The sequence below is a fragment of the Ruegeria sp. CK2 genome, assembly GCF_056536585.1.
Genome location: NZ_JBQFPW010000023.1, coordinates 41,504 through 50,823 on the forward strand (window position 1 = coordinate 41,504; position 9,320 = coordinate 50,823).

7 protein-coding genes and 1 pseudogene are annotated in these 9,320 nt (G+C 50.1%); 2 read left to right on the top strand and 6 right to left on the bottom strand.

From position 1 onward, the window contains the following. Positions 1–43 precede the first annotated feature (43 nt). On the bottom strand, positions 44–1,057 hold the full coding sequence (locus ACR0BU_RS23220) for a TAXI family TRAP transporter solute-binding subunit (RefSeq protein ID WP_480739216.1): 1,014 nt from the start codon (positions 1,055–1,057) through the stop codon (positions 44–46). Positions 1,058–1,146: 89 nt separating this feature from the next. Between ACR0BU_RS23220 and ACR0BU_RS23225 the strand changes: the two genes are divergently transcribed. Further along, on the top strand, positions 1,147–2,052 hold the full coding sequence (locus ACR0BU_RS23225) for a LysR family transcriptional regulator (RefSeq protein ID WP_480739215.1): 906 nt from the start codon (positions 1,147–1,149) through the stop codon (positions 2,050–2,052). A 388-nt stretch (positions 2,053–2,440) separates the two neighbouring features. Here ACR0BU_RS23225 and ACR0BU_RS23230 read toward each other — a convergent pair whose 3' ends face one another. The 4 genes from ACR0BU_RS23230 to ACR0BU_RS23245 form a co-directional block, all read right to left on the bottom strand. Further along, a complete protein-coding gene (locus tag ACR0BU_RS23230) occupies positions 2,441–2,629 on the bottom strand; it encodes a hypothetical protein (RefSeq protein ID WP_298937400.1) in 189 nt (62 codons plus the stop codon). Between the two features lie 108 nt (positions 2,630–2,737). Further along, entirely contained in the window at positions 2,738–3,316 is a 579-nt protein-coding gene (locus ACR0BU_RS23235; RefSeq protein ID WP_480739214.1) for a toxin-activating lysine-acyltransferase, read from the bottom strand. Further along, entirely contained in the window at positions 3,313–4,407 is a 1,095-nt protein-coding gene (locus tag ACR0BU_RS23240; RefSeq protein ID WP_480739212.1) for a hypothetical protein, read from the bottom strand. Before ACR0BU_RS23240 ends, ACR0BU_RS23235 begins: the two co-directional genes overlap by 4 nt. A 1,289-nt stretch (positions 4,408–5,696) precedes the next feature. Then, the gene (locus ACR0BU_RS23245) at positions 5,697–6,254 is read right to left on the bottom strand and encodes an outer membrane protein (protein ID WP_480739211.1); all 558 of its coding nucleotides are present in this window, start codon (positions 6,252–6,254) and stop codon (positions 5,697–5,699) included. 483 nt (positions 6,255–6,737) lie between these two features. On the opposite strand from ACR0BU_RS23245, the pseudogene ACR0BU_RS23250 reads away from it, so the two are divergent. After that, a pseudogene (locus ACR0BU_RS23250) lies at positions 6,738–7,356 on the top strand (IS6 family transposase). A gap of 99 nt (positions 7,357–7,455) precedes the next feature. Here the strand turns inward: ACR0BU_RS23250 and ACR0BU_RS23255 are convergent. Continuing rightward, on the bottom strand, positions 7,456–8,607 hold the full coding sequence (locus ACR0BU_RS23255; RefSeq protein WP_298937396.1) for a helix-turn-helix transcriptional regulator: 1,152 nt from the start codon (positions 8,605–8,607) through the stop codon (positions 7,456–7,458). Between the last annotated feature and the right edge of the window lie 713 nt (positions 8,608–9,320).

The following is a 9,320-nucleotide window of genomic DNA, read 5'->3' on the forward strand; positions in this document are numbered from 1 at the left end:
AGTGCGTTTGTCGGCCGAGCTGAAAATCCGGCTTGTCGGCGCATCAAGAATCGGGGTGAAGTTCGTCGGGGACTGAGAACCCAGCTTCCTGGTAATAGCGCAAGGCGCCTGGGTGCAGCGGAACATTGACCGAGGTAAAGGCGCTCTCTTTTGTCACGTCCTTCAGGAAGAACGCCGTCGCATGAACCTCATCAAGGTTCTCCCAGAACGCTTTAGTCGCATCGTATACGACGTCTTCAGATACACCGGCATGGGTGCCAACAAATTGTGTGAAGCCAAGTGCGGTGATCTCTCCATCAGTCAGCTGGCCTTTGTAGACGTCACCATCAAACCGCATCATGCCACGCCCGGGCCGACCAAACAGCGCCATCATCTCTTCACTGTCAATCTTGTCTTCGGGGATGGAAAGAATGCGGAACTCACCTGACAGGCCAAACCGTTCGATGTTCGCGGAGCCGATTTCCGCCGGTCGCACCATCATGTCGATCTTGCCATCTGCAAGTGCTGCGTACCCTTCACCCCAGTTCAGGCGCACCGCAGTATAGTCTTCGCCCGGCACATATCCCGTGATGATCTTGATCAACGCTTCCGACGTAGCCGAAGCCGAACCAGCAGGCGGCCCAGTAAAGACCGTCTTACCCTTGATGTTGTCCCATGTTTCGATGCCCGAGCCGGAAAGTGTGACAGGATGGTACGCCCCGGCCTTGAAGCCAAGAATAGCGCGGATGTTACTTGCGAATTCTGGCGCACCCTCAACCTTTTCGTACATCCTCTTTTGCCCAGCCATGAGATTGACAAGAGACGGTACGGTCGAGAAAAAATCGATATCACCCTTGCCCCCTTCGAGCATCGACTTTGTAAGTGTTTGCCCCGCATTCACCTGAATCTCGACACCTACCTTTCCGGCCTGGTTCGAAAAGGCGACAAACATGGTGTGCACCGGGTCACCAACCCCGGCAGTCTCACCTTTGAAAATCTCTGCCGAGACAACTCCAGGCAGCGCCATTGCAAGTGCGGCAGCCAGAATGATCCGGCTTGGTAATTTGAAATAAAGCATTGTGTCCTCCCATAGACGTTGCCCCGAGACTATCTGTTTTAAACTATATGGAATAATCAAACATTCGGCTCTATACATAACAATCAGATATGAAAATAGATCCCAAGCACCTGGCTCAGTTGTCCGTTATTGTCGAGGCTGGCTCTTTCCAGTCCGCTGCCAATCGGCTTGGCACAACCCAACCGGCGCTCAGCCGGAATATGAAGACCCTGGAAGCCCGCCTGGGTACATCCCTGTTTCAAAGGGAGGGTCGCCGATCTATTCCTAACAACTTAGCTCTGCGGCTGGCTCGAAACGGGCTGGCGATCCGTTTGGCCGAAGAGCAAGCAGGTATCGTCGCGGATCAAGCAGCAAAAGGCTCCGTGGGCGAATTGCGTATCGGCGCACCGCCGATTGTGTCGGGAAGGTTTCTCAGCAGCGTTTTAACTAAATTCATTCGGGCCAACCCTAATTGTAGTGTCGAGATACGTACTGGATTGGTCCATGAACTTCGGACAATGTTGAAGCGCGGCCAAGTTGATCTCGTCTTCGGGCCAGAGAACCTGGCAGAGCAAGTTGATGGGTTGGAATTCGAAAACCTCATCGATGACGGTGTCAGAGTAATGTGCCGAGTAGGCCACCCGCTAACGTATCGCAAACAAATCATGTCATCTGATCTCGAAGCCCAGATCTGGCTTGCGCATTCACGAGGTAGCCTACTGAGGCAACAGACTGAAGCAGCCATGATCGCCTCTGGTGTTCGGTCAATGCAGATTGGCTGTGAAACCGATTCAATTCGCTCGGTGCTAGAGATCGTTGCCGAGACTGATTTGATCACCACGATGCCAATGGCGACAACGACACCTTATCTGGAAGACCGTCTGGTTTTTTTGCCCTTTGATCACCCCCAGTTCTATAGACCCCTTGGAGCAATCCGAAGGACGAACTCTTCGTTAAGTCGTTTAGAGACCCGTTTCCTCCAACTATTGAGGCAGAGATTTCATACGACAGGTTAAACATGATCTCTGTTTAGAATTAGGGAGTGATCTCTAAACTCAACCCACCCGATGCTGACTTGGACACGATACCCGCAACCAATGCATCGGGAACTGTAAAATTTGACTGTCAATGTTGGCTTGGTGACAGCGAAAAGGAAAAGGCTGCCGAAACGAGGTTTGAACAAACCCAAACGCGGAAGGAATACTCTTCGGGCTAGGTCACGGCCAGCTCTAAAGGGTGCTATCGATAAGGTGGGTCAAGAAATTTCGAATTAATACTCTGCGGTCTGGTCGTTGAGTAATACAACCGAATGGCGACTCGCAGACAAGAAGAAAACCGCCACGTGGGCGGTTTTCCTAGGCGATACGTAAGGGCAGTTCTGGGTATAAACCGACCGCGAGCTGTTTACGATGCGGCCTGGTTACAGACAGTTTCACCCGCCTCGGTTTTGGCCAGTTCTGTGCCTGCCGGGCAGCTTGGTGTGCCGAACTTGTCATATTCGGGTGCAGTGTAAACCGGCGTAGGTTCTTCTGGCTGCGAGCATGCAGCAAGAAGAAGGGCAATTGCGCAAACGGCAGAAAATTTGAGTCCCATGTCCGTCAATCCTCTATTAAACTTCTGATATTACGAAAGAATTCGAAACCGGCGTCTGGATACGGCCTCTTCCACTACTGCCGGCCCTGGCGGTTTCTAGATCATGGTTCATTGGAGAATCCCTCTTGTTGTGGCTGTATTGACATCAGCCGGATTTTCGAGATCAAGCTGATGCGCCTGTCTCTTGGGTTTGGGAAGAGAACAAACTTTCTTCCCACTCTGTACGTCCTCAATCAACTCAGAGGCCGTATTCTTGTTTTGGGACTTTCTTAGATTGATCCCGGTCCAGCGATTGATCGGCCGAACAGTACCGTCGGGAATGCGGCATAGGCTTGTGGCGATTTCATTTGGAACGTCGTTGTGCGGAATATCTATTAGAACAACACGGATGTCGTCATAGGGCGAAATCCAATCGTTGAAGAAGAACCTAACTTCGCAGTTCCACTCGCTTTCCGCAAAAGCGCGGCTTGCCGCATGAATGTCCGTCTGGGCGTTTTCAGACAGCCAAGCCCATGTGATTGTCGCTGTGGGTATGTCGTCATTCAGGTAAAAGCGCGCTTGGTTACACCAGAGCGGAGGTACAACTTCTATCTCGAGATACTCGCCCGTCTCGATATTCTGATGACATTCAGAATGAGCCAGAAGCTCGTTGGCAGCGCCAACACCGTAATAGTAATCGGCAATCATGCTGGCTCACCCCGTCCGTGAAGGTCATTCGAGTTTGCAGGTTTGCGTTTTTTGTCCAGTAATCGCTGTAATCGAACATGCCCACCGAACGGTGTGGTTAGCTGTGTAACTTCAGATGTGTTGTCGTTGTACCGCCTAGCCCAAGTCGCGCATCCCATTGGCCGCTGATTTTCTGATAGCCAGATAAGAACGGTTTCCGCGAACAGGTGAGCCTGAAGCGTAGTGTAGTAGCCTTGAAGCTTCGATCTCTCCTGATTGTTGTTTGCCTCAATATCTCGGTAGAAATCCAGTTTCGATGTGTTTTTGTTTGGTTCAGGAAGCTTGGGGAAGTAATAGTTGAGCTTAGCGGCTTGTGCTGCCATCTCCTCTATCGGCAGATGCTTCATTGCCGATACTCCGCTCGAAAACAAATCTATCAGAGAGATGCTGTCGCTGGCGAAGAGACGCACCGCCGATAGCCGCGCAAGAGGGTAATTCATGTAATAGTGATATGGCGTATTCAGGTTTAGCAATCCGTCAGCCAAACTATCCAGATTACCTAGCAGGTAGGCTGCGTTCTCTTCCGCCCAGACTTGTTCCAATGCCAGGTGAAGGGCGGGATCATTCTTTTGCACAAAACGCAAAAGAAGTAGTTCTGCAATGAATGCGCAGGTTTCGCGTGCAATGGGAGGCATTGTGTCATTGCCAGAGAGTATGATCTGAAGAGTATGCGCGGCCTCGTGGGCCAAACACATCAGGTCTTCCGGTCGCGTCCGCCAGTCCATCACAATGACGGGCGGTAATACCGAGCCCCGATCTACAGTCTGCGGTCGATAGACTTGCCCTTCTGTCAGTGATTTGAATTCGCTGCATTGAAGTATCTTCGCAACATCTGAATTCTCTGGGAAGCCCGCAGCCAAAGCAGGGACTACATAAGTCTTGAAACACTCTTCTTGGCTTCTGAGACGTGCTGCAGCAGTTTTCGTAGCGGGCAATTCTTCAGCTTCCAACAAATGGTCTTTCAATTCACCCATGTAGTGGGCCGTGAGCACATTGCGCAGCGCGGATGCTTGCAGGTCATGTAATGCCAACCAGTCGGAAATCGTGAACACGTTAGAACCTTCAAACCAACAAATTTGACAAGATTTTGACTAATATATTCAGGAGTTCAGCACGCAATCGCACCACCTGTAGTGAAACCTTTTTTCATAACTCCGACCGCCTCGCGTGGTATTTGCTATTAAACACATCCCACGACATCGCGCCGAAGCGCCAATTCCTAGTTTCTATTTTACGATAGGTTTGAGCTATGGATCGGTGCGGAGATGCAGAACCCAGTTGGTAGTATTCAGTTGAGCTCTATGAATAATCAATAGAAGAGGAATTCGAGATCTGGTTGATTGGATCAGTCAGATGAGGTTACTCAAGGCCGTAAAACTGGATGTTCGCAGGCTCCGAAGCCGATGGGAAAACCATGGCTACGCCTTCACTTTGATCGAAACCGCCAAGCTCAAGGGCGTCGATCACCACGTATGGCTCACGTGGGTGCTTGTCAAATCGTTGACCACAAGATCACGCGTCTCGACGAGCTGACACACTGGCGTTGCGCTGCTCAAACAGCGTAACAGGTCATGCCCTGGCCAAACAGGTTAAGTTTAACGGGCAAGCACATTCATTCGAGGTATCGCCGACCATTTCTATAATTAACCCTTCCACGGCGAGTTTGCCGCACCGCAGTGGCGACCGCCTTGCCATCGCCCTTGCTGAGCGCGTAAAGCCCATAGCCACTGGTCGTCTTGATCTTCCCTCCTCGGGCACTTGCGCCGTCACCATGGTTTCGCTCGTCACGTTATCGATTCCAAGGCATTTTTTAGCTGAACTCCTACAGCTTCGAAGTTTCCTGAAGTCATGTGTTCAAAGATCACGCTGGTCAATCCGCTTGTCATATAGCTCCAAGTTGGTTTATCGGTCATCGGTTTTGGCAGATCGGACCAAAGCAGTTTGCAAGCGTTCTTTGACGTCTTCGCTTGGCTCAGCGATGAAAGGCAAGGCAAAACAATTTGCCCTTTGTGGGCCTTTTCCGCATGTTGAGTACTCTAGGCAAGCGTCACAACGTTTAGAGTGAATGCCCAAACCCATTATTATGTTTCAGCAAAACAGACGACGGCCAACTAGTACGAATGATCAGCCGATCATCCAGAATTCTCTAAAGGCTAACGCGAAGAGAGAAGGGGTAGAAAGTGGCTGATCAACACCAAATAGCGCAGCATGACCTTGACCAATGGCACGAGGTTTTCGACCGGAAACCACTCGATCAAAATGGCCTTACCAAAGCCCAAAAGCTAGTCTGAAAAGCCACGATCCTTGGCGCGGCTTGCTTTGAGATGGTACCAATTCTAGATCAGAATTTGAATGCCGCTTTGAGAGTAAGTGTATCAAGATCGACGTCAATATCTATATCATTGTCAAACGTTGCACGCCGCGCGAGGTACTCTGCCCCGACTACGAAGTTGTTACCGAAGTCGAAATCAGCACCAACGCCAAAGTTAAACCCGGTGGCATCGTCGTCATTTTCTGAGACGCGCGAGAAGCCTGCTACACCATAAATCAAGGTATTGTTGACCGCGTAACCAGCACGACCTTTCAGATCCAAGAGATCAAAGTCTGTATCGAACTCTCGTCCATTAAACTCGAATTCAAGATCGGGGGCTCGTAGGACAGCTACTTCGCCGCCAAAAACGAAATCGCCATTTTGCACATGGTAACCGCCGAACACGCCAAGAGTAATGCTCGAGTCAGCCTCAGAATTCACGGAAATGTCACCCGCTTGGGCGGACAGCTCATTTGTAATATTTGAGCCAAGTGAAAGGCCACCATATGCGCCGCCCCAATCTGCAAGCGCATGCGTTGGCAAGGCGGAAGCAAGAGCCAACAGAGCGGATTTTACATAATAAGTCATTGATAAAACTCCAGAAGTGAGATCGGCTAGGTAATGTTGAAGTATCTCTTCACCAAGATGAATTCTGTGGCGCTGGCACATCCAATCTAAATTGGAAGGCTATCGATGTTGATCTGGCTCGCATCCTGAACGCGATAGTGATGAGCGGATATTTGAAGTTGTACTCCCAGCCAGCGTTGCGAAGTATTGCTGTTTGATTGCCCGTAAGTGCGTCCAATCACCCCGATCCAGCATTAGAACCAGATAGCTGTATTGGAAAATACCGGAATCCTATATTTAGATAGGCACCAGCTATCGTGATGCGCGCACATGTCAGACTTTCATTCTGTCAACACGGCCTAGTGGGATGTGTTGCAAACTCTGTTGCCCGGTGGACTGGCGTGTGAAATTTGAAGTTTGTTCCCGCCGAGCAGTTTTCAAACATGTTTTAGTGTGATTTCATTGAAGGGCTGCCAGTTCCCCAGAGCAGCAGTATTGTAAGTTGTGTACTTCTATCTGCGGTACACAGTATCCTATCGTGACTTAGAAAAGATCAGGCCGAACGCGGTGTGCGGATTGACCGCGCGTCTCCAACAGGTGGGTTGTAAAGTATTTGCAGTTGGTCGCTGCAAGAGCGCAATCGAAGAAGCGCTCAACACAGAAATCCTGGCGTATGGACGAAACCTTCGTGCGAGCTCGTGACAAGTGCATGTATTTCTATTGGGCAGGAGACATGCTTGATCTCATGCTGCCTGGGCGGAGGAATGGTGCGGCCGCGACTATGTCCTTTGCAAAGGCTTTGGCTTCAAACGGCATCCGGGACAAAATCGTGATCGACAAGAGTGGCGTCAATGGGGCAGGCATTCGAGGGGTGAACCAAACTCTGAAGCGATTTGGTTGCCCGGTCAACGTACACACAGTCATATCGAAGTTTTTGAATAACATGATCGAGCAGGATCATCGGTTCTTAAAGCGGCGTGTTCGCCACATGTGCGGTTTCAAGTCTTTAGGATCTGCCTCCGCTACGTTGGACGGCATCGAGGTAGCGAACATGATCGGAAAACGTCAATTCCCCCGCGCTAGGATTTCTGGCTTTCAGCAATTGTCTAAACTGGAAGGATAAATGTGACCAGCGGGAGGTGGACTATAGCCTTGCTAAGAGTTTGCGACACAACCTAAGTTTGTGCCCGTTCGAGGGATGAGGATTGAAAGAATGAGGCGCTCAAAGAATGCCTATTCCTCCTGCTACACCGGGTGTTGTGCCAAATTTCTCTCCGTTGCAGACGCCAGCTTGATTAACACCTAACCAGCAGCATGAACCCCTATTGTCGACACGCTCAAGCGAAGTTCTTCGTATTTTGCTCCATCGGCAAGGCGTCTTTTTTTGATCTGGAGTACTCTTGGCGCAGGATGAATATTCCTGTCTGTATTCCTTGGGTGACAATTCAAATTCCCTTTGGAAGGCGCGGGTGAAAGACTGCCTTCCTGAGAAACCAACTCTATGCGAAAGAGCCTCAATGTTTGTACCTTCACCTGATCTAATAAGTTCAGCCGCCTTCCTGAGTCTTGTTTTTTGGACTAAATACCGAGGTGAACCTATTGTACGACAAAGTCGATAAAGTGTTGCTCGAGACATGCCAGTCGCTGCGGCGAGGTTTTCAGGTGTCAGGTTTTGTTCATTGTAGTGCTTTTCAATGTAGCTAAGCACTACGTTCAGCCTGGACTGACTTGGTATTTCTGTGCTGTTCAAATCTCGAATCATGTGAAAACGGAGTGTGTCGATGGTAAGCTGGCGAAGATGACTGAGCATCTGAGCAGCTTCTGCATCGGGGGCAGATTTAAGTTCTTGGAAAATGCATATTATCAACTGACGCAGCGTATTGGATAGTGAGCTATTGTGAATAAACTCGCCGCCTTGGTCGCGTATTAAGGGAAGTTCACTCAGTACGTCGTTGCGGTTCAACACCAGATTCAAGCTTTGAAATCTGGACAAGTCTGAATAAAAGGGTCGCTGAAAATCGATAATTCTCAGATCTTGAGGTCCAGCAACGCTTGTGTTGTTTCCGAAAATGGCTGCACTATCCGTTCCAGCCGTGCGGTAGTGTAAAGACAATCGATCCGACATCGCAGTCGCCATAGATTTTTTTGTTACGCGAACTTGCAGTGGATTCCCGAAAGTTGCGCTCTCCAAGGCAATACTCGGAACACTATAGCGCTGAACTCTAAACTCGAACGGTGATCTTGTGGGTTCTCGTCGTTCCACCAGCATTCCGGACATAGGTGCGAATTCTTCGCGCAAAAACTCAAACTGGTCTGAAGACCGCCAAGCGATCGAATCCAGATTGAACGAGTTAACTACTCCTCGGCGTGCCATTATCGATTGTCTTTCCGCAGCTTCAAGCGTTTGAGACTGATTATCGACCTAGTGTTGCGCAAGGTATTCGGGATTTCCCGTAGACTATCATAGAAGTGAGCGACGTTTTGTACTGGAATGGGGAACAGAGCAAAAACCTGCCGATGTGAAACGTAGGTAGCCCTACCCCGGCGCTTAAGCGGTGTGGGACATGGTGCTGTAAAGGATGGATGTCGGCGGATCCATGCTTTTCATAGTCGCCGGCGCGGCGTGGTAAAACGCAAAGCCCTCAACTAGATGCAGTATTGGCCTGTGCAAGGAATGATCATGATCTGTGCTTTGCGATGATTCGCCTTGCCAAGAGCTGTGACCGTTACGGTTACTACATGGTTTTTGAACTGTTGCGGATCATAGGCAGGATTGTGAATCACACGAAGCTGGAATGCCTCTGGGCAAGGCAGGGGCTGCAGCAACCGCAGCGTCACAAGAAACGCAAACGGCTATACCACCACTACCGCAAAATCATTTGGCTTCGGCCATCCCACCCCAACCACGTTTGGCGTGTCGATTTTGTGTATGACAAGCTGTTGCCTTGCTCATTGTGGCTTCATCATATTCTCGAGTTGGAGCCTCCGGTAAACCCGGTGCGGTTCAAGCCGCGTCATCAGATGCGGGGACCATACGACTTGTAGACCTGCACAAATGGTCAAGCAGCGTCGGGGAGCTGGTGTTTT

Bases quoted from the DNA above. Each gene is read 5' to 3' on its own strand.
- ACR0BU_RS23220 (WP_480739216.1), bottom strand. From the start codon at position 1,057: ATGCTTTATTTCAAATTACCAAGCCGGATCATTCTGGCTGCCGCACTT.
- ACR0BU_RS23225 (WP_480739215.1), top strand. From the start codon at position 1,147: ATGAAAATAGATCCCAAGCACCTGGCTCAGTTGTCCGTTATTGTCGAG.
- ACR0BU_RS23230 (WP_298937400.1), bottom strand. From the start codon at position 2,629: ATGGGACTCAAATTTTCTGCCGTTTGCGCAATTGCCCTTCTTCTTGCT.
- ACR0BU_RS23235 (WP_480739214.1), bottom strand. From the start codon at position 3,316: ATGATTGCCGATTACTATTACGGTGTTGGCGCTGCCAACGAGCTTCTG.
- ACR0BU_RS23245 (WP_480739211.1), bottom strand. From the start codon at position 6,254: ATGACTTATTATGTAAAATCCGCTCTGTTGGCTCTTGCTTCCGCCTTG.
- ACR0BU_RS23255 (WP_298937396.1), bottom strand. From the start codon at position 8,607: ATGGCACGCCGAGGAGTAGTTAACTCGTTCAATCTGGATTCGATCGCT.